Annotated in this window: 16 protein-coding genes; 10 read left to right on the top strand and 6 right to left on the bottom strand. The window is 46.2% G+C overall.

Annotated elements, in window-relative coordinates; genetic code table 11:
* Positions 1–34: 34 nt before the first annotated feature.
* The gene (locus tag ACFO4O_RS05125) at positions 35–805 is read left to right on the top strand and encodes a polysaccharide deacetylase family protein (protein ID WP_382406279.1); all 771 of its coding nucleotides are present in this window, start codon (positions 35–37) and stop codon (positions 803–805) included.
* Between the two features lie 8 nt (positions 806–813).
* On the opposite strand, the gene ACFO4O_RS05120 is transcribed toward ACFO4O_RS05125, so the two are convergent.
* The gene (locus ACFO4O_RS05120; protein ID WP_382406278.1) at positions 814–1668 is read right to left on the bottom strand and encodes a PA4780 family RIO1-like protein kinase; all 855 of its coding nucleotides are present in this window, start codon (positions 1666–1668) and stop codon (positions 814–816) included.
* A gap of 247 nt (positions 1669–1915) precedes the next feature.
* On the opposite strand from ACFO4O_RS05120, the gene iadA reads away from it, so the two are divergent.
* From iadA to ACFO4O_RS05080, 8 genes are all read left to right on the top strand, one after another.
* Positions 1916–3064 (top strand): beta-aspartyl-peptidase, encoded by a 1149-nt coding sequence (iadA, locus tag ACFO4O_RS05115; RefSeq protein ID WP_382406277.1) that lies wholly within the window; start codon positions 1916–1918, stop codon positions 3062–3064.
* Positions 3065–3069: 5 nt separating this feature from the next.
* On the top strand, positions 3070–3888 hold the full coding sequence (locus tag ACFO4O_RS05110; RefSeq protein ID WP_382406276.1) for a cyanophycinase: 819 nt from the start codon (positions 3070–3072) through the stop codon (positions 3886–3888).
* A 163-nt stretch (positions 3889–4051) separates the two neighbouring features.
* A complete protein-coding gene (cphA, locus tag ACFO4O_RS05105; RefSeq protein ID WP_382406275.1) occupies positions 4052–6874 on the top strand; it encodes a cyanophycin synthetase in 2823 nt (940 codons plus the stop codon).
* 66 nt (positions 6875–6940) lie between these two features.
* Entirely contained in the window at positions 6941–8725 is a 1785-nt protein-coding gene (locus tag ACFO4O_RS05100; protein ID WP_382406274.1) for a Mur ligase family protein, read from the top strand.
* 114 nt (positions 8726–8839) lie between these two features.
* Complete coding sequence (gene pheS / locus ACFO4O_RS05095) at positions 8840–9820, top strand: phenylalanine--tRNA ligase subunit alpha (RefSeq protein WP_382406273.1); 981 nt, start codon at positions 8840–8842, stop codon at positions 9818–9820.
* Between the two features lie 12 nt (positions 9821–9832).
* Entirely contained in the window at positions 9833–12220 is a 2388-nt protein-coding gene (gene pheT / locus ACFO4O_RS05090; protein WP_382406272.1) for a phenylalanine--tRNA ligase subunit beta, read from the top strand.
* 4 nt (positions 12221–12224) lie between these two features.
* Positions 12225–12521: an integration host factor subunit alpha gene (locus tag ACFO4O_RS05085; protein WP_382406271.1), complete on the top strand. Its 297-nt coding sequence runs from the start codon at positions 12225–12227 to the stop codon at positions 12519–12521.
* Positions 12522–12531: 10 nt separating this feature from the next.
* Positions 12532–13134 (top strand): hypothetical protein, encoded by a 603-nt coding sequence (locus ACFO4O_RS05080; protein WP_382406270.1) that lies wholly within the window; start codon positions 12532–12534, stop codon positions 13132–13134.
* A 71-nt stretch (positions 13135–13205) separates the two neighbouring features.
* Here ACFO4O_RS05080 and ACFO4O_RS05075 read toward each other — a convergent pair whose 3' ends face one another.
* The 5 genes from ACFO4O_RS05075 to ACFO4O_RS05055 are packed head-to-tail and all read right to left on the bottom strand — an operon-like array spanning position 13206 to position 21734.
* Positions 13206–15563, bottom strand: a complete 2358-nt coding sequence (locus ACFO4O_RS05075) for a penicillin acylase family protein (protein ID WP_382406269.1) — start codon at positions 15561–15563, stop codon at positions 13206–13208.
* 1 nt (position 15564) lies between these two features.
* Positions 15565–16122, bottom strand: a complete 558-nt coding sequence (locus ACFO4O_RS05070; RefSeq protein ID WP_382406268.1) for a cob(I)yrinic acid a,c-diamide adenosyltransferase — start codon at positions 16120–16122, stop codon at positions 15565–15567.
* A gap of 23 nt (positions 16123–16145) precedes the next feature.
* Positions 16146–17612 (bottom strand): CsiV family protein, encoded by a 1467-nt coding sequence (locus tag ACFO4O_RS05065; protein ID WP_382406267.1) that lies wholly within the window; start codon positions 17610–17612, stop codon positions 16146–16148.
* Positions 17605–21108 carry a transcription-repair coupling factor gene (mfd, locus tag ACFO4O_RS05060; RefSeq protein ID WP_382406266.1) on the bottom strand — a complete coding sequence of 1168 codons (3504 nt, stop codon included), beginning with the start codon at positions 21106–21108 and terminating at the stop codon, positions 17605–17607. Before mfd ends, ACFO4O_RS05065 begins: the two co-directional genes overlap by 8 nt.
* A 38-nt stretch (positions 21109–21146) precedes the next feature.
* A complete protein-coding gene (locus tag ACFO4O_RS05055; RefSeq protein ID WP_382406265.1) occupies positions 21147–21734 on the bottom strand; it encodes a PilZ domain-containing protein in 588 nt (195 codons plus the stop codon).
* A 110-nt stretch (positions 21735–21844) separates the two neighbouring features.
* Here ACFO4O_RS05055 and ACFO4O_RS05050 point away from each other — a divergent pair, with 110 nt between their 5' ends.
* Positions 21845–23071 carry a lipoprotein-releasing ABC transporter permease subunit gene (locus tag ACFO4O_RS05050; protein WP_382406264.1) on the top strand — a complete coding sequence of 409 codons (1227 nt, stop codon included), beginning with the start codon at positions 21845–21847 and terminating at the stop codon, positions 23069–23071.
* The last annotated feature ends 27 nt before the right edge of the window (positions 23072–23098 follow it).

Here is a 23098-nt window from a genome sequence, read left to right as displayed (position 1 = left end):
GCGGCGAAGATTGCTTAAAGGACGAACTTAGTTTATGAAATGCTCAAAAGTGTTTTTTTCGGTGATAGTGTTTAGCTGTAGCTTCTTTTGCATAGGAGACGACACGCAAATATGGCCACAGGGCGAAACAATAGCCATTAGCCTTTCTTATGACGATGCGCTTGATAGTCAATTAGACACTGCATTACCTGCATTAAACCAGCGCGGTCTCAAAGCTTCTTTCTATGTTGTACCCACGTCTGACGCTTTCACCAATCGATTAGACGAATGGCGTATGTTGGCTGCGCAAGGACACGAACTGGGCAATCATACTTTGCATCATGCCTGTTCAAGGTCAAAACCCGATAGAGATTGGGTAAGCCCCATGAATGCGCTAGACAGTAAAACGGTTCACGATATGGTCAAAGAAGTGAAAGTCGCCAATACTTTGCTAATGGCACTAGACGGCCAAAAGCAAAGAACATTCACGCCACCATGTTTTGATCAACTCGCCAACGATGGTAACTACGTAGATGCGGTAAAAGACTTATTTTTGGGCGTAAAGAGCACTGATGCCGCCAGCTTTGCTGCATTGATTGCGCCCTCTGAGATAAATGCAGAAGACATCATAAGATTTATTGAGCAGCAGCCGGCCAACGTAAAGCTGATTAACGTGTTGTTCCACGGTGTTGGGGGCGACTATTTATCAGTTACCAAGGCCGAACATGCCAAGTTATTAGACTACTTGGTGGCAAATAAAGGCAGATATTGGGTAGATACCTACCGCAATATTATGCTGCGCAAAGCAGAGCAGCTAACAAAATAATTTGTTTACTATTCGTCACCTGCCTCTCGCATGCGCTCCTGCCTTGCTTGCTCTTCGGCAAAGGCGGCTTTGATTTCTTCTAATACCGTGTCAACATCGGCCTCGCGGGTGTCTACCTCAAAATAGCCGGTCAATTCGGTTTCAGGGCTTAATTTGGCAGCTTCAAACAGTGCCCACATTTCTTCTGCATACAGCGTTTGCTTAAGTTCGTCGGCAAATTGGGCATAATAGTCGGTGATGTTGCGAACATCGCGCTGCAACATCTCAAAAGCATTGTTGTTAGCGGCAGCATTCACTGCTTGCGGCAGGTCGATGATGACAGGGCCGTAATCATCTACGAGCACGTTAAATTCCGATAAATCGCCATGCACAATTCCGGCACACAGCATAAGCTTCACGTAGTGCATCATTTGTGCGTGGTCATCAAGGGCTTGCTCACTCGACATTTCTACATCGTTTAAACGCGGCGCAACATCGCCTTCTTCGTTGGTGATTAATTCCATTAACAGCACACCATCATAGCAGCCGTATGGTTGGGGTACTCGTACGCCTGCCTTTGCCAAAGTGAATAGGGCATCCACTTCGGCGTTTTGCCATGCATCTTCTAATTGCTTGCGGCCAAAGCTTGAGCCTTTCTCCATTGCTCTTGCTCGGCGAGAGTTTTTTACTTTGCGTCCTTCTTGGTACTGCGCAGCTTTTTTGAAGCTTCGCTTCATTACGTCTTTATAGGCTTTGGCACAACATATACTGCCTTGGCTCTTCACCACATACACGGTCGCTTCTTTTCCGCTCATTAATTGATAGAGTACCTCGTCAATTAAGCCGTCCTCTAACAATGGTTGAAGCTGTTTGGGTATTTTCATTGACTAACCGCGCGCACATCTAGCATAAACTTGAGAAATCTCCTTTAATCGGCATGGTCTGAAGCAATTTTGCAAGTCACCACGCGAGCAATCTGCTATTTTGTTAACACTCAAGGCGTAATTCACATATCCTGTTTTACCTCGGTACATAATAGCGCATAATTTGATATGAGTTACGCAATAAGATGATAGAGTGACAAGAAAATCGTGCGCGATGCTAATCAATTTTAAATAGAGCAATATAGATTTGATCACCATAATTAAAAATGCAGACCTTTACAGTCCACAAAAAGAGGGCTTTCAACATTTACTCGTTGCCGGCGACAAAATTGTATATGTTGGCACTGAAGTACCAGAACTGAGCGTCGAGCACGACGTAATAGATGCCGACGGTTGCATCGTGACGCCGGGTTTTATTGATGGTCATACCCACCTAACGGGCGGCGGCGGGGAGGCCGGATTTTCTACGCGAGTGCCTCCAGTGCCTTTGAGTAGATTTACCCGAGCAGGAGTAACAACTGCGGTTGGTTTGCTCGGCACTGATGATTTGACTAAAAACACTGAATCGATGGTTGCTCAGGTTTATGGTTTAAGAGAAGAAGGTTTCTCAGCGTATTGCTATACCGGTGGTTATCATTTGCCGCTTACCACCCTAACGGGCTCTGTGAAATCAGACATCGTATTTATTGAGCCGATAATCGGGGTGGGCGAGCTTGCTATAAGCGACCATCGCTCTAGTCAGCCCACCTTAAATGAATTGTTAAAAATTGCTTCTGAGGCACACGTTGCTCGTTTAATGACGGGTAAGGCGGGTATGTTGCACTTACATTTAGGTGACGGTGAGCGTGGCTTGAGTTTGGTCACAGAGGCATTACAAACCGCTGAAATTCCAGCGCGCACCTACAATCCTACGCATATAAACCGCCGTAAACCCCTATTTGAAGAGGCGTGTGAGCTAGCAAAGCGCGGTTGTTGGGTCGACGTTACCGCTTTTGAAACCGGTGATGTAGGTTATGAGCCACCTGAGGCATTGCTAAGATATATGCATCAAGACCTTCCTCAAGACAAGTTAACTATCAGTTCTGACGGCGGCGGATGCCTACCGGATTTTCATCAAGATGGCAGCCTCAAACACATGAGCTTCGCTGATTCTTCGTCTTTAACTGAGGTGTTTTATGCCTTGCTTGATGCAGGAGAGAAACTTGATGCCTTCTTGCCATTTTTTACACGCAACGTTGCTCAATTAATGAACTTTCATCAAAAAGGACGCTTGTGTAAAGGCGCTGACGCCGACCTACTCATTTTTAACAAAGAAAAACGAATTGAACATGTTATGGCCATGGGGCAGTGGCATGTTCGTCATCAAAAACAGATTATAAAAGGAACGTTCGAGTAACTATTATGCCATCACCGAATATAGCAGGGACCCAACGCGGGTATGTCATCCCCATTGGCGGCGCCGAAGAAAAATTAGACAATCCAGAAATACTGGCGAAATTTGTAGCACTGTGTGGTGGTGAAGACGGAGTGATTACTGTGATTCCAACTGCATCTCAACTCGATGATACCGGGGCGCGTTATCAAAAAATCTTTGACGATATTGGCGTAAAAAAATCCTTTTCTTTGCCCATTACTGAGCGAGCAGACGCACAAAATCCGAGTTATGTAAAAACACTTGAAAAAAGCACGGGCATTTTTGTCACTGGCGGGAATCAGCTAAGATTATCTACCATACTTGGCGGAACCCCAATCGCAAGGGCTATTCGTCAACTCAATGCACAGGGCGTCCATTATGCTGGCACATCAGCAGGTGCAGCGATTGTGTCGCAACATATGATCACAGGTGGCAATACCGGTATCGTGCCAACAGAAGACGGCGTTAACCTTGCACCCGGTATGGGCTTAATCAACACGATTGTGGTTGACCAACACTTTAATCAGCGTAATCGTTTGGCGCGCTTGCTCTCGGCAGTAAGCTACAATCCGTTTTTAATTGGCATCGGGCTAGATGAAGATACCGCAGCGTTTATTGATCATAATAATGTATTTACGACTGTAGGTAGTGGCGCAATAACAGTGGTAGACCCAAGCGATATAGAGTATTCATCTATGGCCGAAGCACGGACAGGCGACGCGCTTACGCTGCTCAACGTTAAGCTGCATATATTGGCAAGCGGCGGACGTTTTGATATTTCAGAGCGTAAAGCCTACGTCAAATAGAGCATCAGCGCCAAGACGCAGTTAACGCAGAACGATAAAATCAAAACGATAAAGTCAGAACGACTAAAGCAGAACAACTAAAGCATAACAAGCAAAGCAGCACACGCGGGTAACTATACAAGATATTCTCAATCCAAAATAATCACAATATTGGTGCATGTACATGAAAATTTTAAGCAAAAACGTCTATGTAGGACCGAACGTCTACGCAAACTTTCCGGTAATTTGCTACCAAATTGACATTGGCGAGCTAGAAAACTGGCCTTCGGTAAAGCTTGGCAAAGGGTTTACAGACGGACTGCTTAAGGCCATCCCATCATTACAAAAACATGGTTGCTCGTATGGAGAAGAAGGCGGCTTTGTTAGGCGATTGTTGGAAGACGAGGGCACTTGGATAGGTCATATTTGGGAGCACGTTGCCATTGAGTTACAAAACTTAGCCGGCTCCTCCGTTACGTTTGGCCGCACGCGTAGCTTGCAAGATAAAGGCTGTTATTACGTCGTTTACCAATACCATCAGCGTGATGTCGGGTTAGAGGCCGGCACATTAGGGCTCAAACTGTTAACGCATTTGATGCCAGAGAGTGTGCAAAAAGCGATAGGCGCTGACATAGATGCAGAATTTGATTTTGCACAAGAGCTCACTGACTTTATTAAAATGGCGCAGCGCAAGGAATTCGGACCGAGCACTGCTTCCTTAGTGGCGGCTGCCGAGGAGCGCGACATACCATGGCTGCGTTTAAACAACTACAGTCTCGTTCAGTTTGGTCACGGTAAGTATCAGCAGCGAATACAAGCGACCATTACCAGTGAAACCAAACATATCGCGGTCGAAATATCCTGCGATAAAGAAGATACGCATAATTTGCTCAATGATTTGGGTTTACCTGTTCCCCAGCAGCTCATGATTTATAGCGATAAACAAGCAGTTAGAGCAGCAAAACGCATTGGCTATCCGGTTGTGCTTAAGCCACTTAATGCGAATCATGGTCGGGGCGTAAGCATAAATTTAATGAGTGATGATGAGGTGATTACCGCGTTTCATGAAGCGCAAAAGCACGGTACAAGCCGAGCAGTATTAGTAGAGAGTTTTTTAAGCGGTTACGACCACCGCATGCTGGTAGTCAATGATGAACTAGTAGCCGTAGCTAAACGCGTACCTGGTCATGTGGTGGGCGATGGAAGAAGCACTATCGCACAGCTCGTCGAACAGGTAAACCAAGACCCGCGGCGCGGCGTAGGACACGAAAAGGTGCTAACGCGCTTAGAGTTAGATCATCAGGCAAAACGTCTAATGGATGAAGCCGAGCTTGACGAAGATAGCGTGCTGGAAGATGGCCAGATATTCTATCTTCGCTCAACAGCGAATCTGTCGACGGGCGGCACTGCGATTGATGTAACCGATATCGTTCATCCAGATAATAGAGCAATGGCAGTCAGGGCTATCAAGGCGATTGGTTTGGATATCGGCGGCGTTGACTTTTTGACCGAAGATATTAGCAAATCGTATAAAGAAATCGGCGGCGGTATTTGCGAATGCAATGCCGCGCCAGGTTTCAGAATGCACGTATCTCCAAGTGAGGGTAAGCCTAGAGACGTAGCCGGAAAAGTCATGGATATGTTATTTCCTGCTGGCAGCAAGGCTCGCATACCGGTTGCGGGCATTACCGGTACCAACGGTAAAACAACAACGTCGCGTATGTTGGCTAGCATTATGAAATCAGCGGGTTTTACGACCGGAATGACGTCAACTGACGGTGTTTATATTGACGGACACTTGACTGTAAAAGGCGATATGACCGGCCCGACTTCTGCACAAATTGTGCTGCGAGACCCAAGTGTAGACTTTGCGATTATGGAAACCGCCCGTGGCGGTATTGTTAAACGTGGTCTTGGTTATACCTCGTGTAATGTCGGAGCTTGCTTAAATATTTCGGCCGACCATTTAGGGCAGCGCGGCATAGACACGCTAGAACAACTAGCGCAAATTAAGCGCGTGGTCGTAGAGGTGGCAACAGACTGTGTGGTGTTAAATGCAGATGACATTCACTGTTTGCAAATGGCCGAGTTTTGTCAGGCGAAACAAATCTGTTATGTCACCACCGACCCTGGCCATGGCTTAGTGCGCGCGCACATTCGTGAAGGCGGAATGGCCGTTGTGTTAGAAAAGGGCATTAACGGCGACATGATCACGATTTACGACAAAGGCGCGCACATTCCCTTACTGTGGACGCATCTCATTCCTGCAACGATAGAAGGTAAAGCCACGCATAACGTACAAAATGCGATGTTCGCAACAGCCATAGCGTATAGCTTTGACACGTCCCTTGAAGATATTCGACAGGGGCTGAGAATATTTAATACCTCTTTTTATCAAGCCCCAGGGCGCTTAAATATTTTCGACGAACATCCTTTTAAAGTGATTTTAGACTATGCACACAATCCTGCTGCAATTAGCACGATTGCTAGTCTTGCCTCACGCCTAGAGGTAAAGGGAAAGCGGCGCATAGTGATGGCAATGCCTGGAGATAGGCGCGATGAGGATATTCAACAGGCTGCTAGCATTGTTGCGGGCACGTTTGACAGCTACATTTGTAAAGCGGACGACGATAGGCGCGGGCGTGAGCACGATGAAGTGCCAAGGCTCTTAAAAGAAACGCTGATGGCCAAAGGCGTCGCTGAAGATGACATTATGCTTATTCCCAGTGAAAGAGACGCTGTAGAGGCAGGGCTCAAAAGCTGTATGCCCGGCGATTTGCTGATTATTTTAGGCGACAACATCACGCGCTGTTGGAAGCAAATTGTGCACTTTAACAGTGACCACTCTGCTGATCCCGATACCGCTGATATCCAGCCCTCACAAGACTTCCCTGAAAAACTATACGCCCCAGTTGAAAATAAATTTGAGCTAGGTGAAGGGCAAAGAATTGTGCATGATGAGCGCGGCGTTCACATCGTAGTGGAACGTGATGAAGAGTCTGATTAGACGTTTTTAGTTTCTGTGAATTTATGAAGCTAAAAGATAGAAATATACATTTAACGGGCAATGAATATGGCGTTTCACTTAGACGATGTGAGAAGACTTACCGGTCCTAATTTATTGATGGACAGCGCCGGTGCCATCATCGACGTGTTATTTGATGATGCAGACCCACAACTCGTGTACGGTCAGTGGCAGCATCACTTGCGTCGTTGTGTTGAACATCTAGATATCGAAGTCTCAGCGACAAGCTACTGTCGGTTTTATCAAGGAGGCGCAAGCTTTGCGGTGCCTGCAAGTGTTGATATGCTCTATGGTACATGTGATTTACTTGAGTTGGCATGGGAGCTTTGCGTTGAAAATTTGATGCTAACCGACGAACAACAAAAATCGAATCCGGTTGATTTTAGCGCACGAATTGCGCAAATAAACATGCAGATTAAAACTGAAAGAAGGCCCGAACTGCTAAGCTTAATGCAGCGCGCCGCACAACATTCTGTGTTGTGTTTAGTCGATGATGATGACCTGAGTCTTGGCAGTGGGAAAAGCACTCAATGCTGGCCGCTAGATTCCTTACCATCGCCGCAATCGATTGACTATGATGGGTTTTCAAAAATCCCCGTCGCTTTAATAACAGGTACCAATGGTAAGTCAACTAGCGTGCGCTTGGCCGCTCAGATAGCGTCATCAGCAGGCTTGACGGCGGGGCTCACATCCACTGACTTCATAAAAGTCGGAGATGATGTTATTGACCAAGGCGACTATTCCGGTCCCGGCGGTGCGCGAATGTTACTGCGTGACCCCCGCGCCGACATTGCCTTTTTAGAGGTGGCCAGAGGTGGCTTACTGCGTAGGGGCTTACCCCTTAATTATGCCAACGCGGCCTTGATTACGAACATTGCTAGTGACCACCTAGGTCAGTATGGTATTAATACGCTTGACGATATAACGCAGGTAAAAATGCTCGTCGCAAAAGCGATGCGTGCTAAAAATAAGCATGAAAGCTGTGTTTCTGATAAGGGCAGAAATGATGAGGCATTGACCTCGGTGTTGGTGCTAAATGCGGATGATGAACGCTTACTGGCCGCAGGTCAGGCGCTGACACAAGAGCTCAATATTTGTTGGTTTAGTACTGACGCTCACCATCCATCTATTGTAAACGCCTTGGCGCAAGGAGAGCCTTGTGTATATCTTCAAAACGATTGTTTGCACTATGCTCATAATCATCAGATAACACATTTCGGGCACATCCAAGATATGCCCATGACGCTAATGGGCAGTGCGCTGCACAATGTGCAAAACGCCTTAGGCGTAATTGGCCTATGTAAGGCAATGTCTATAGCCGATGAGGCCGTTGAAAAGGGGCTGAAAGAGTTTGCTAAAGACGCAAGCGACAACCCCGGGCGAGGCAACCTATACCAGTATAATGGCGCAACTGTGATAGTCGATTTTGCGCATAACACTCACAGTATGCAGGCGGTTATCGACATGGCGAATAAGCTGGCCGCTCAAATGCAGCACGAGCATCCAAATATGCAAAAGCATGTGATGTTTAGTCATGCCGGAGACCGTTCAAATCAAGACATCATTGATGTTACTCATGCGGTGACAGCTTTCAGTGCCAATCGTTATGTGCTTGCTGAGATTGAGCATTATTTGCGCGGTAGGCAATTAGGCGAGGTATCGACCATTGTGACAGATGCTCTATTGTCTAGAGGCATAGACAAGACCCAAATAGTGTCTGCATCGAGCCCAGAGGCTGGCGCTCAAGCCACTATTTCGCGTCTTGTGCCGGGAGATTTAGCGCTCTTATTTGTACTTGACGAGCGAGAGCAGGTCCGAGCGCTGTTAGATTAATTTGCAGAAACCTATCTAAAAGCAGTAAAACTTGTGTAAAATACGCGGTTCACACGCTTTATCATCATAAGCATGCCAATTCAGTTAGTATATTGCCCGAAATAAGAGGATAGGATGGACTTAGAAGCCATAATTCGCGAAGCCCAAGTGGCTGTCGACAACGCTCAGACGCCCGCTGAACTAGACGCAGTACGTGTCGCTTTTATGGGTAAAAAAGGAAAAGTGACCGATTTAATGAAAGGGCTTGGTCAGCTTTCTGCAGAGGAAAGGCCTGCTGCGGGGCAAAAAATTAACGTGGTTAAACAAGAAATACAAACGCTTGTTAACGGAAAAATCAAGGCATTAAAAGAAGCCGAGTTAAACGCCAAATTAGCCGCCGAATCTGTAGATGTTACCTTACCCGGTAGAGCAATTACACCGGGCAATCTTCATCCTGTAAGTCGCACCATTGAGAGAATAGAGGCTTATTTTGCCGACATCGGATTTTCGGTAAAAACAGGTCCAGAAGTAGAAGATGGCTTTCACAATTTCGACGCTCTGAACATTCCTAAAAATCATCCTGCTCGCGCCGACCATGATACGTTTTATTTCAACCCTGATGTGATGCTGCGCACACAAACATCTGGCGTGCAAATTCGTACCATGGAAGCTCAAAAGCCACCACTTCGGATCATTTCACCGGGGCGTGTTTATCGAAATGATTATGACCAAACCCATACCCCGATGTTTCACCAGGTTGAAGGGCTAATGGTCGACACAGACGTTAGCTTTGCCGAGCTTAAAGGTGTTCTGCATGATTTTCTGCATCACTTTTTTGAAGAGGACCTGAAAGTGCGTTTTCGTCCATCCTATTTCCCGTTCACTGAGCCGTCGGCAGAGGTGGACGTAATGGGAAAAAATGGTCAATGGCTTGAAGTGCTTGGCTGCGGTATGGTGCATCCGAATGTACTTCGTGCCGTACACATAGACCCAGAAACCTACACTGGTTTTGCATTTGGCATGGGCGTTGAACGCTTGACTATGCTTCGCTATGGCGTAAATGATTTGCGCGCCTTTTTCGAAAACGACCTTCGTTTTCTCAAGCAATTTAATTAATTAGAGTTAGACATGAAATTCAGTGAATCTTGGTTAAGAGAGTGGGTTAACCCAGCTTTAGATACAAACGCCCTGTGTGAACAGCTAAGCATGGCGGGCCTTGAAGTAGACGGTGTTGAACCAGTAGCCGCTGCATTTAGCTCAGTAAAAGTAGGAGAAGTGGTTGAATGTGGGCCCCATCCTGATGCTGATAAACTGCAGGTAACAAAGGTCGATGTAGGCGACGAAGAGCTGCTCGACATAGTTTGCGGCGCACCGAACTGCCGTCAAGGCCTGAAAGTAGCGGTTGCGGTCGTCGGTGCAGTTTTGCCGGGTGATTTTAAAATTAAGAAAGCAAAACTACGCGGTCAGCCCTCTCATGGCATGTTGTGCAGTTTTTCTGAGCTCGGTATGGGCGAGGATCACTCAGGTATTCTTGAGCTACCGACTGATGCACCGATAGGCACTGACCTCCGTGAGTATTTAGATTTAAACGATCAGATTATTGAGATTGATCTGACCCCGAACCGGGCAGACTGTCTTGGTATGAAGGGCGTGGCGCGCGAACTTGGTGTGCTGAATCAATTAGATGTGACAGAGCCTGTGATCAGTGACAGTGATGTCAGCATTGATACTAAACGCGATATTGATGTACTTGCTCCAAAGGCCTGTCCTCGATATCTCGGAAGAGTGATTGAAGGCGTTGACATGAGCGCTGCATCACCGTTGTGGATGAAAGAAAAGCTGCGCAGAAGCGGTGTTCGCAGCATCGACCCTGTTGTTGACGTCACCAATTATGTGCTTTTAGAGCTTGGACACCCTATGCATGCCTTTGATAACGACGCGCTTGAGGGAAGTATTCAGGTGCGCTTTGCAGAGCAAGACGAGCCGCTTACCTTACTTGATGGCAACGACATTAAGGTAAACGCAGACACTCTCGTTATTGCAGATGAGACGAAAGCTCTTGCTTTGGCCGGTATCTTCGGTGGTTTGGTGTCGGGCGTGACGAAACATTCTAAGAATATATTTTTGGAGTCCGCATTTTTTAATCCTGATGATATTTTAGGCAAATCTCGTCAGTACAGCCTGCACACCGACGCGTCTCATCGCTACGAGCGTGGTGTTGATCCCGATTTACAGCGAAAAGCAATGGAGCGCGCTACCTCTTTGTTATTGAGCATAGTTGGCGGTAAGGCCGGGCCTGTGGTTGAAGCCGTGTCGACTGAAGATTTGCCTCTTAGAAATAAAATTACGTTGAGGCATAAGCGTCTTACAAAAGTGTTGGGTAAAGAGATAGAGGCAAAGCGCGTTAAAGACATGCTTGAACGCTTAGGCATGCAGGTCGAGGCAACAGATACGACTTTTACCGTGGAAGCACCTTCTTATCGGTTTGATATTGCGATTGAAGAGGATTTAATCGAAGAAGTCGCTCGCATTTATGGATATAACAATATTGAAAATATCGCGCCACTTGCACGTTTAAGCATGAATGATCATGTCGAGAAAGACGTACCACTGGCGAATATTAAGCAATCCTTGCTTCAACAGGGCTTTGTAGAGGCAATAACTTATTCGTTTGTAGACCCTAAAAAGCAGGCTTTATTGTTTCCTGATGTATCAGGCCTTGAGCTGCCGAATCCTATATCGAGCGACATGTCGACTATGCGCTTGAGCTTATTGCCGGGTTTGTTAAATGCACTGTCATACAATCAAAAAAGACAGCAGTTAAATATAAAACTGTTTGAGACTGGACTGGTGTTTACGCCCAACGCGAATGAAGCGACAGGTGTCGTGCAAACGCCAATGATAGGCGGTGTCCTCTGTGGTAATACCCACCAAGAGCATTGGACTATTAGCGACACACCGCTCGATTTTTTCCACGCGAAGGCAGCCGTTGAGCAGTTGCTTGGATTTACTGGAAACGCCGGCGAGTTTGATTTTGTAAGCGCAAAACATAGTGCCTATCACCCAGGTCAATGCGCAGATGTCATGTTAAACGGTGAGCGTGTAGGCACTGTCGGGGCTGTGCATCCTCAGCATGCAAAAGGCTTAGGGCTAAGCGGTCAAGTGTTTGCATTTGAGCTAGCGTTATCTGCCATTGCTGAACGTAAATTGCCGTGGGCAAGCCCAGTTTCTAAGTATCCAATTAACCGTCGAGACATTGCTGTTACGGTAGCTGAGAGCGTAGAAACAGGTAAACTATTAAAAAGTATTGAAAAAATTGGAATATCTGATTTAGTTGACATAAACTTATTCGACGTGTATCAAGGTCAAGGGATAGAACCGGGGTATAAAAGCTTGGCTATTTCAATATGGCTACAAAGCACTGAAAAGACACTAGAAGATTCAGATATCCAAAGCTCTGTCGATATAGTAGTTAGACATTTACAGGAACGCTTTAGTGCAACATTAAGAGACTAATCAAATGGCATTAACCAAAGCTGATATGGCTGAACACTTGTTCGAAAAGTTAGGCATAAATAAGAAAGACGCAAAAGACCTTGTTGAACTCTTTTTTGAAGAGATTAAAGAATGCTTAGAGGCAGGCGAGCAGGTTAAGTTGTCCGGCTTTGGTAATTTTGATTTGCGTACCAAAAACGAGCGTCCCGGTAGAAATCCAAAAACCGGCGAAGATATCCCAATTAAAGCGCGCAGGGTAGTAACTTTCAGACCCGGCCAAAAATTGAAAAGTCGGGTCGAAAACGTGCCGCTTGAAAAATAAGCCGGTGCGAATGGGTCTAATCAGCAAGCTTCGCTTTACACACAATGGTTTTTACATTGCAAAACGCTCACTCTTAGTGGGCGTTTTTTGTTTGTTAAGTGCATGTTCAAAGCCATCCACAGAGCCGCATGAAACCTCAAGCCAAGCGCAAGCTGCATCTGAGGTTCAGCCATTACTTAGCTTAAACGAGCTGCTTAGCGCCGATGATGTAAAACTCGCACTGGCACAAGCTTCTTTAGCGCAAGACCAGGAGGCGCTTGTTATGTGGCAGTCGCGTTTGATAGACGCAGGCGAGCAGGTTAATTTAAAGTCTTCTGAAATGAATTTACTCAAAGGTGAGCAGGGGCTTGTGTTTTTATCCTTTCAAGGCATGAAAACTAATTATCAAAACGATTTTGAAAAAGCATTTTTTGAGTTTGGAGATGTTGATCAGGTATATGCTCGCTACCCGGCTTTCGAGAGCCTTCATCAGCAGTCAAAAGAGTTGGTAGAAAAGCGAGATGCACTTATCGACACCGCCGCACGCAGCTTACAAGACGAAGGGCTTACTCAAGAACAAGCCATGCAACAGGCTAGGAGTCAATGGCAAAAAATGATGGCGGCTTCTCGTTAAGCCAAAAACCTACCTCACTGTATTGCCGTCTTGTGAGGTTTCAAAACTTCCCGTCATTAATTATTTGAGCCTTACTTAGTTGGTGAAAAGGACAATGAATGCTCAATCTCTTGGGGTAGAAGTGGCGTGAGGCCTCCCTCGGCATATTCATCAAATCCGGCACGGTAATATTTAGATAAGGGATGCATGGACTGTCCTCCCGGGATCGTCAAAATTGCTTTATCTAAGTTACCAGGTCGCACAATCAGGCGTTGAGATGCACCAAAGCTGCGTCCCTGTACCGCTGGCATAAAACTATCGCCAAAGCTCGGTACAACATCCATATTTAATACTGAATCGAGCGGGCCTAGGGCAGATGCAAATGGATGCGTAATCGTTAAGGCATTTACAGTGCCCCATTCCAGGCCTGCCAATGTATCTGGGTTTGCGTCATAGCGTTCAATCAATCTGCTTTTTGTGCTCTGATAGGCGTCTAGTAAAAAATCAGTGTAATTGTTCTGGTCAGTCGGTAGCCACGCGCTTGGTCTTTCTTTAATAATTTGCCAAACCGGTGTTTCGATTAAACGCATAGAATGTCGAAGCGGCACGCCATAGCGCTGAAGCTCGTTTTTAATAGGGCGCATGAGCTCATTAATAACCGTACTGCGAAAGCGACGAACCAAGGTATACCCAATTGAGTCAGCGCAGGCACAGGCCTGCCATTTGTTGAGCAATTCGATATCTTTCGCATATTTTTGTGGCTGCTCTGCTAGCGTTCTAGTGAGCAAATTGTGCCAAGGCATCAAAAATAAAGCCCGATTATCAAGCTGAAGCTGATTAAAATCTTGCTCATTAAACTGATTTTTCTCAAGCAGGGCGTCTGCTATTTGCCGTTGACGCGCGCCAAGTGCGTATCCACCGTCACCGTAACGTTCTAGGTCTTTTGTACTTATCACGCGGGCATTGGCGCTCCATACTCGCGCAATTTCAGGTTGATAGACAAAAGCGGGCTTTACATCCTGCACTTGCCACGCGCTATCGTATTGTGGTGCTTCAATCGCAGCTAAACTAGGTGTAGTACGCGATGTGATTGCCCCTGTTAGCTGCCATGCAATATCGCCATTTGCATCGGCAACAACCATGTTCTGTACCGGAATGGCTACCGATTTAGCAAGCGCCAAGGCCTCTTCGGTGCTTGTTTGCAAAGGCATATCTGCAATCTGCATGTTAACAGCATAGCGCTGAAGAGCGACCCAGCTAAGCGCATACTTTTTGCCTGCTAGTGTGCGAACTGGACCATATTTACTGACCTCAATGCTCAATTGCTCATCTTCACCGTCTTTTACGGCGATGCGTTCGATGACGGTCTCTGTTTTTTCATCACTTGGTAATTCAACCCAATCAACGTTATCAACATTTGAGTTAGTAAAGCCCCACGCAATGTGGGTGTTACTGCCGGCAATGACCAAAGGCGTTCCGGGTAAAGACACTCCACTTACCGATACATCTTTTGCTTGATGACGATAGTTGAGCTGCGCTTTATACCAAATTATCGGGACATTAAGACCTAGATGCATGTCGCTGCTGAGCATGGCGCTTGCGCTATCGGTTAAGCTGCCAGCGACCGCCCAATTGTTGCTACCAATATCTTGCAGCTCTTCTTGGCTTGGTAAGCTCAAGTCGTCACTGGCGTAGCTGTCGTTTTCAAGCTTTGCGTTTTCATCCTTTGCGTTTTCATCCTGCGAATATACGCGCGGCTCCAAAATGGGGATATCTGCTCGAGGTGCTTCTTCAATGCTCAAATCGATAGCGGCTTGAAACGCACTTGGCTGATACATAAAGTCGAGCATTTGTTGCCCGAAAGCATGGCGAATGGCGGTATTTTCAAAGTCTCGCTCTACTTGAGAGCTTTGCAAATCGATGTACATGCTAAATGTGGTCAAGATTGTGTCGGCAGGAGACCAAGGCTGCATACTCGTGCCTGTTAGCGCAAACTCAAAACCCGGTGAACCATATTCATCAATGTAGGTGTTAACACCTTTTGCGTATTGCTCAAGCAGCGTCTTTTCATGTTCAGGTAGGGCATCCGCAATAATACGCGCACGTTGCTTAAACTGAAAAAACCGTGCTCGTTTGTCGCGTGCTAGTGCGGCTTTTCCTACAATGCTTGAAAGCTCACCCGCTGCACTTTTTCTGAGTAAATCCATCTGAAAAAGGCGGTCTTGGGCATGGGCATATCCTAGCAGAAACGACGCATCTTCCTGAGACTGAGCGTTTATCACCGCCATTCCAAGGCTGTCACGCTCAATACTGGCCGGCGCTGATAAATGTGCAGAGTGTTTTTGTCCATCGAGGTCTGGAAGACTGCTTGCTAAGTATAAGTACATTGCAAGCACGGTAAGAAGTGCTAGGCCAAGTATGCTAAGCACTGAAATTTTAAGCATACGCATTTTAAACTTCCACATCAGGTATGTCGCTCAAATGATTAACTAAACGTGCGAATACAAAAAGGTAATCAGACAAGCGATTGATAAACGCAAGTGCGAGGGGCTGAGTATCATGCACTTTTGACAAGCTCACTATGCATCGTTCAGCGCGTCTTGCTACCGTTCGAGCAACATGCACATGCGAGGCGGTAATGCTCCCTCCTGGCAGGATGAACTTAGTTTGAGGCCTTAACTGTTGCTGCATGTTGTCAATGCTTGCCTCCAGTTGCTCTACCATATCAGCGCTTAAATTAGCTTGGTCAGAAATGGCAAAGCCAATAGAGAAAATATGTTGCTGAATGAGCTGAAGCTCTGCGCAAAATGGCGCTAGGGCAGGGCTATTATTGTTGGTATTGTTGGTGACAGTCTCATTTACCTGCGCCGCGACTAGGCCAATCCATGCATTTAGCTCATCTAAGGTGCCGTAGCACTGCAAAATCGCATCGTCTTTATCAAGCCTGATCACTTCTTTTGCATAAACTTGCGTTTGTCCTGCATCACCTTGCTTCGTGTATATTTTCATAACAGCCTTTCGTTTGTTTTATATCACTGTTCTTCTTTTTGAATATCAATGTTGGGTCTTTCAAGGGCGTAACGATTGAGTCTTACAATGATGCCAAAAGCGGGGTGGTCAAAATAATGAATCTGCTTGCTGATAATACGGCGACGCTGTTTCGAGGGGTAGCTTTGTAAGCTTGCTGAGCCATCAATGTCTAACTGTATTCGCTTGTGCATAAACTCTGAGTCTATATGCAGGTAGGGTACACGATTCACATAATCAAGATACACTTTGAACAAACCGTCAAGTTCCCACTGCACTGATTTATCTTCAATACTACTGTTACCTTCAACATTTCCTTGCGCTGCAGCGTTAAGCTGAGAGCCTGCGCGAGCACTAGTCTCTGGACTGGCATTACCGCTATCGACCTGCGATTGCGCGAGCAGCGCTTTGTTGATGAGAGTCTCAACGGACGCCGGCACTGAGGATGAATTAAGTGCGCTGTTGTTGATATCAGCAGATGTGTCGCCAGCAGACGCTTTGTTAGCATCCTGTATAAGGTTCTGGTCTATTAAACCCTCTGCTTCGGTCGCGTTTGAGCTCCTACTTTTAGCTTCAGTATTAGCCTCAGCTTCATCGCTTGCTCGTTTAGTTTGTTCGAGTGCTGCTAGGTCTTTTTCTAATGCTTTTAGCTTTTTATTTATAGTATCAGCAGTGATGGTTTGGGTGATCTCGAGCTCGCGCTCAGACGCCTCATCTTGCGTTTCAGAGGCTATCACTAGTTTCTCACCACCATATATTCGGTAATAGTCAGCGTTGTTTTCGCCAAACACAACCGGCTGTCGCCAAGCCGTATATAAAATAGGGCTTACATCGCGTTGTGCAAATACTCTTTTAGCAAAGTCCTGCAAATAAAGTTGCTCTTCATTCAACAGCCCATGAAATGCCAAAGGAGAGGGGCCGCTAGCAAAAAAGCGGGTAGGCACGCGATCAAAATCCGCATAATGAAGCTGGTCGGGTGATTCAATGCAGGTAAGTGCAGGAATTCGTGGTCGCAAATTAAGCCATGACTGCTGTTGCTCAATAAAGAATTCGAGTGCAGGTTCAGGCTTGTCGCTATCTATTTGTTCACGTTCAAGGTCAATTGTCAGCGTATCCACTGTGCTTGCGGCTATCTCCATTTGCAGGCTGGGCAACTGTTCGGTTGGCTGTTCGGGCTGTTGCAACTGTGCGCATTCCTCTAGTCCGGCAAATAGATTAAGCTGCGGATTTGCAGCTTTGTAAAGTGCAAGGGTGAATAAGTCAAAAGACTTGCCTTTGAAAAAGTCTTTGTCACTTTCATCAAAGTCTTCGGCGTGGTTAGGCAAAAGGTCGCGCTTAAAGGCAATAAATTCCACATCAAACCACCAGTCAGACTGCGTGTCTTGAGCCATAGCAAGTGATAAGGGCAACAGGCTTATTGCTGAACATACCAGTCCAAAGCGCTTCAAACCTTGATGAAAGGGCTTAAGCATGACATTCCTTTAACAGTCTCTCTAACATCGATTGTACCAATTCTAAACGTTCCTTGTTAGCAGAAGTTTTTTTGTTAATACGCAGGCGGTGAGGCCCGTCAAAACGATAGTGTTGAGGCTTTTTCTGAATTAATGCAATCAAGAAACCAGGGTCAACTTTCGTGTCTTGGGTAAACTCAAAGGTGCCGCCTAGCTCGGTAAACTCTATTTTACTGATGCCGATTTGCGCGGCGATAAGCTTCATCGACGCTAAGCTAACAAGATTTTTAGCGGGCTCAGGCAAAAGCCCAAAGCGGTCTATGAGTTCAATTTGATATTCATCTATATCTTCTTGATTTTGGCAACTGGCCAATTTTTTATAAAGCGATAAACGCACATTCACATCACCAATATAATCTTCTGGGATGAGCGCAGGCAGTCGCAGTTCAATCTCTGTTTGCTTGCCTAGGGCATCATTAAGGCTTGGCTCTTTACCTTCTTTGAGTGATTCAACGGCCTTTTCTAGCATTTCCATATACAAAGAAAAGCCAACCGCATTAATTTGCCCGGATTGGTCGTCACCTAATAATTCGCCCGCTCCGCGTATTTCAAGGTCGTGTGTGGCAAGCGCAAAGCCTGCACCTAAATCTTCCAGTGAAGCAATCGCCTCCAAGCGTTTGACCGAGTCTTTTGTCATGCGTTTGGGATGAGGCGTGAGTAAATATGCGTAGGCTTGATGATGCGAACGCCCCACGCGACCCCTTAATTGATGCAGTTGAGCAAGGCCTAAATGATCGGCGCGGTCCATAATAATGGTGTTGGCGGTTGCCACATCAATGCCCGTTTCAATAATGGTAGAGCACACCAAAACATTGTAACGCTGGTGGTAAAAGTCATTCATGACGTTTTCTAGCTCTCGCTCACGCATTTGCCCGTGGCCAATAGCGATACGCGCTTCAGGCACAATCTCTTCAATCTCGCGGGCGGTTTTTTCAATCGTTTTAACTTCGTTATGCAGAAAATAAACCTGACCACCACGCAGAATTTCACGCATGATGGCTTCTCTTATAACGTCATCATGGCGTTTTTGCACAAAGGTTTTGACCGCCAAACGCTTAGCAGGAGGCGTGGCAATAATAGACAAGTCGCGCATGCCGCTAAGCGCCATATTCAGCGTCCGCGGGATGGGGGTTGCCGTTAGGGTAAGGATGTCTACATCGGCTCTCAGCGCTTTGAATTTCTCTTTTTGTCTCACACCAAATCGGTGCTCTTCGTCAATGATCACCAAGCCAAGGTCTTTAAATTGAATATCATCTTGCAGCAGCTTATGGGTTCCGACCACAATATCTGCCTTGCCCTCGCTAATGCGTTCGGCAGTCAGCTTTTGGTCTTTAGCGCTCACAAAGCGCGACATGACCTCAATGGTCAAAGGAAACTGAGAGAAACGATTTTTAAAATTCTCAAAATGCTGCTGCGCGAGCAAGGTGGTCGGCACTAAAATCGCAACTTGCTTTCCATGGGTGGCGGCGATGTAGGCTGCGCGCATTGCTACTTCGGTTTTGCCGAAGCCAACGTCTCCGCATACCAAGCGGTCCATCGCGTTTGGCGAGCCCATATCTTGTAGGACAGCATTGATGGCTCTGGCCTGATCATCGGTTTCTTTGTAAGGGAAACTATCGGCAAAACTTTGATACTCCTTCCAGTCAATAGGATAGGCGAATCCGGGCTTAGCCGCGCGCTTTGCGTAAATATCAAGAAGCTGGGCGGCGACATCCCGTACTTTTTCTGCCGCCTTTTTCTTAGCCTTAGACCACGTATCGTTCCCAAGGTTGTGCAAGGGAGCGTGCTCAGCGTCACCACCACTATATCGACTGATTAAGTGCAGGGATGACACCGGCACGTAGAGCTTAGCTTGTTTGGCGTACTCAATGGTTAAGTACTCAGTGGTAATACCGCCAGCATCTAAGGTTTGCAGTCCAATAAAGCGTCCAACGCCATGTTCAAAATGAACCACCGGCGAACCCTCTGACAACTCAGCAAGGTTGCGGATAATGGCACTTTCATCAATAGACGCAGAGCGCTTGCTTTGTTTACGTTTGGCGACTTTATGCCCGAGAAGCTGTTTTTCGGTGACCAGCAGTAAAGGAGAGGCCTTATCTGTGCAAATGAAACTGTCTTCTACACTGCCAATTACAATGGAGATATTGCTTTCGCTGTTGCTAGCATCTTTTATAGCAGCAAAGCTTGCGTGAGATTGAGGGCGAATCTTTGCTTTGGCTAAAATGTCGAGTAAGGCTTGTTTATGGCCGGTTGATTCAGCAACAAACAATACCGGCACCTTGGCTGCAGTGGCTTTTTTCACCTCTGCTTGAATCGCCTGATAAGGATTCGTTGCCGTCATGTCTATCCCGATATTTTCTATCGGATTGCACTTATAATTGGCAAAGCCTTTGCTCGGGCTGCCGGTTTTCGTTGAAAATTGCATGCTCGGCCAAGTTTTTAACGTGCGTAGCATATCTTCGGTTGGTTGATACAGAGTGTCGGGGGCGAGTAGGGGGCGGGCAAGGTTAAATTGATACTGTTCATGACGATTGCGCAAGTCCCGCCAGAACTTCTCTGACGCCTCAGAAAGCTGCTCATCAAACACAAACAAACTATCTTCATGTAAATAATCGAATATTGTGGCGGTTTGCTCAAAAAATAGCGGTAAATAATATTCAACGCCGCCGGGCATTGTGCCTCGACTGACTTGATAAAAGATAGACTCTTGGTCAGCATTATTCGCATTTGGAAAGAGGTCAAGGTACTGGCTTCTAAAACGGCTTATAGCATCTTTATCGGTGGGAAACTCTCTTGCAGGAAGTAAGCGAATTTCGTCAATGGCGTCAAGTGAGCGCTGAGAAGAGGGGTCAAAATACCGAATTGAGTCTATTTCATCGTCAAACATATCGATACGAAAAGGGTGGTCGCTACCCATCGGGTATAAATCGATTATGCTGCCACGCACGCTAAACTCGCTGTGAGACATCACTTGGCTCACATGCAAATAGCCAGCTTTTTCAAGGGTTCGTCTAAATTCTGCAGGGTCTAACTGCTGGCCTTTATTTAAATACAGTAGATGTTGCCCAACATATTCAACAGGTGCCTGACGCTGCAAAAAGGTATTGATGGGAATGAGAAACACGCCGGCTTGCTTTTTACTTAGCAAATAAAGTGTTTCTAGTCGCTTTGATACGATGTCTTGATGTGGTGAAAATGCGTCGTAGGGCAGTGTCTCCCAATCGGGAAACAGATGTACATCTAAGGCTTTTGCATCACTGAAAAACCTAATTTCTTTTTCAAGCATTAATGCATGAGAGGTATCTTGAGTGATGATCACTAAGGGACCATTGTGTGCTGCAGCGGCATTTGCCAATGCGAGACTGCGGCTTGCGCCATGTAGGCCTGTCCAGCGAATATGGTCAACAATATTGCTATTGCTGTTTGTTATCGCTAAACGCGGTTCAAATAAAGACATGTATTGTTTAGTTCTCAGATAATTTTATAAGGGATGGCTTATGTGTTCTGGTTTTTTCTCAACTGAGCCGTTTGTAGGTGCAGGCTGGCGCGTACCAGCAGTTCTTGGTCTTCTTCGCGAATGCGCACGTAGGCATAGCTCACCTCAAAAAGCGCCTCATTATCTTGCGTTTGCTCGCACACAATCGCTTGAGCGATACAATAAATGGCAGCCGCTTCATTTTCTAAAAAGAGTTTAATAATGGCATATTCGCCGATTTCGACCGCATGGGACTGCTGAACCACAACGCCGCCGCCGCCAAACTTAACGGCTGTGTGCCGATAGGCTTCTTCGTCTTGCTGCTGCAAGATATACGACATCATTAAGTCCATTTTTTGAGCTTGTAACTGAAGATACTCCACCAGTTCGTCAAACTTTTCACCCATGCTACGAAACGGACGAAGAGCTTTAGATTCTATGTCTGACATATGTGAAGAGATGCGAAACGCATAAGGCATAGATTGTTCAAATTCAGCCATCGACTGCTCTGCATCCGCGGCGCTTGCTGGCTTTAAATTAACCTTTATAGGATGAGCAATTAAGAAAAACGCGTTAAATTGTTCTAGCTTTTCAATTAGATTATTCAAAGTAGTCTCAGTCTTATTATTGTTGTAACAAACTGCGAAGCCAATTTTGTCACACATGGCGCGTTAATTGGTAGTAAACTTAGCGCAATTACAGGATTTTATCATTATTTATGTCGGTTTCTCACTTTATTGCTTGGCGCTATTCTCGCTCAGGGGCAAACAGAAGTTTTGTCGCCTTTATTAATCGTTTTTCAGTGGTTGGGATCACACTAGGCATCGCTGCGCTTATTATTGTGCTTTCTGTGATGAATGGTCTTGAGGCCCAATTGAAAAATCGTATTTTAGGCATCCTTCCTCATATTGTAGTGGCGCAAAGCCCGTTAGCCTTCGACGACGCATTGCAATCGAGTGAGCATAACAACACGGCTGGTAAATTAAGAGGTGTTTTATCTACAGTGCCGTATCTTGAGAGAGAGGTGATTGTGCAATCGCGCAGTCAACTCAAGGGATTAATTCTACAAGGGGTAGATGCGCAAGCTAGCGCGCCTTATTCGATTATTGCTGAGCGCATGGTGAGAGGCGATTATCAAGACTTGCGCCCCGGCACCTTCAACGTAATTATCAGCCAGATTTTAGCCTCTCAGCTCAATGTGAGGGTTGGCCAGAGGTTACGCGTAATATCTACAGAGGCGAGTATTTATACTCCTCTTGGCAGAGTGCCGTCGCAGCGTATGGTGACGGTAGCTGGTTTGTTTAACGTAAATTCAGACATGGATAATAAAGTCATTTTGATGCATATCGACGATGCTGCGCGTTTGCTTCGACAAAAAAGTGCCGACATTGCCAATACCCGCTTGTATTTAAACGACGCTTTTGCTTATGCCGATACGGCTGCGATGTTAAAAGAAAAAGGCCTTAGTTTTAGAACATGGCGAGAGCGTCAAGGCGCACTTTTTGACGCGGTCAAAATGGAAAAAAATATGATGATATTGATGTTAATGTTGGTGATTGCGGTGGCTGCGTTTAATGTAATATCCGCTTTGGTGATGGTGGTGGCGGAAAAACGCTCTGATATCGCGATTTTGCAAACGCAAGGTCTATTGCGCAGCGATATAATGAAGATATTCTTATATAACGGCGTTATCAATGGATTAAAGGGCGCGCTCGGCGGCGTGGCGCTCGGTTTACTATGTGCCTGGCAACTTAATAATGTGTTGAGCTTTTTCGATACAGGCCTCGCCTTTGGTGAAAATGGTCAAGGTCTACCCATCGATATACAGTGGATACAAATCGCATTTATTGCATGTGCAAGCATGGTCCTATGCGCCATTGTATCGCTTTATCCAGCGTTCAAAGCAGCATCTATTCGTCCGGCGAATAGCCTGCGCAGTGAATAAACGCTACAATTACCAAAGAATCAGTCC

The organism is Glaciecola siphonariae (assembly GCF_042652645.1).
Classification (GTDB): domain Bacteria; phylum Pseudomonadota; class Gammaproteobacteria; order Enterobacterales; family Alteromonadaceae; genus Glaciecola; species Glaciecola siphonariae.
This window is presented reverse-complemented; position numbering and strand designations above follow the sequence as displayed.

Excerpts from the sequence above, each read along its gene's own strand:
- ACFO4O_RS05125 (WP_382406279.1), top strand. The coding sequence starts at position 35 with ATGAAATGCTCAAAAGTGTTTTTTTCGGTGATAGTGTTTAGCTGTAGC.
- ACFO4O_RS05120 (WP_382406278.1), bottom strand. The coding sequence starts at position 1,668 with ATGAAAATACCCAAACAGCTTCAACCATTGTTAGAGGACGGCTTAATT.
- ACFO4O_RS05110 (WP_382406276.1), top strand. The coding sequence starts at position 3,070 with ATGCCATCACCGAATATAGCAGGGACCCAACGCGGGTATGTCATCCCC.
- cphA (WP_382406275.1), top strand. The coding sequence starts at position 4,052 with ATGAAAATTTTAAGCAAAAACGTCTATGTAGGACCGAACGTCTACGCA.
- ACFO4O_RS05100 (WP_382406274.1), top strand. The coding sequence starts at position 6,941 with ATGGCGTTTCACTTAGACGATGTGAGAAGACTTACCGGTCCTAATTTA.
- pheS (WP_382406273.1), top strand. The coding sequence starts at position 8,840 with ATGGACTTAGAAGCCATAATTCGCGAAGCCCAAGTGGCTGTCGACAAC.
- pheT (WP_382406272.1), top strand. The coding sequence starts at position 9,833 with ATGAAATTCAGTGAATCTTGGTTAAGAGAGTGGGTTAACCCAGCTTTA.
- ACFO4O_RS05085 (WP_382406271.1), top strand. The coding sequence starts at position 12,225 with ATGGCATTAACCAAAGCTGATATGGCTGAACACTTGTTCGAAAAGTTA.
- ACFO4O_RS05080 (WP_382406270.1), top strand. The coding sequence starts at position 12,532 with ATGGGTCTAATCAGCAAGCTTCGCTTTACACACAATGGTTTTTACATT.
- ACFO4O_RS05075 (WP_382406269.1), bottom strand. The coding sequence starts at position 15,563 with ATGCGTATGCTTAAAATTTCAGTGCTTAGCATACTTGGCCTAGCACTT.
- ACFO4O_RS05070 (WP_382406268.1), bottom strand. The coding sequence starts at position 16,122 with ATGAAAATATACACGAAGCAAGGTGATGCAGGACAAACGCAAGTTTAT.
- ACFO4O_RS05065 (WP_382406267.1), bottom strand. The coding sequence starts at position 17,612 with ATGCTTAAGCCCTTTCATCAAGGTTTGAAGCGCTTTGGACTGGTATGT.
- mfd (WP_382406266.1), bottom strand. The coding sequence starts at position 21,108 with ATGTCTTTATTTGAACCGCGTTTAGCGATAACAAACAGCAATAGCAAT.
- ACFO4O_RS05050 (WP_382406264.1), top strand. The coding sequence starts at position 21,845 with ATGTCGGTTTCTCACTTTATTGCTTGGCGCTATTCTCGCTCAGGGGCA.